1 protein-coding gene is annotated in these 204 nt (G+C 65.7%); it reads right to left on the bottom strand.

Features of this window, described 5'->3' with window-relative positions:
• Window positions 1–204 (bottom strand): hypothetical protein (locus ACLNEE_RS17160; protein WP_412007481.1); only part of this gene is annotated, 204 nt, incomplete at both ends.

Genomic DNA, 204 nt, shown 5'->3' on the forward strand with positions numbered 1-204 from the left:
TGGAGAAACGTCCGTTGGCGTTGGCGAAGGAGCCCAGCGCGGTAGCGCTTTCACCAGCCGCGTCAGCCTGATTGCCCAGTGCGCTTGCACTGATACCTGAAGCCCGGGCGTCCAACCCGACGGCGCTCGCGCCGATTCCGGTGGCATTGGCGCGAGGACCCAGTGCGGTGGAGAAGTTGCCGGTGGCGTTCGCGTTGTAGCCAA

This window comes from Aphanothece stagnina RSMan2012, assembly GCF_046764815.1.
GTDB lineage: Bacteria > Cyanobacteriota > Cyanobacteriia > PCC-6307 > Cyanobiaceae > NIES-981.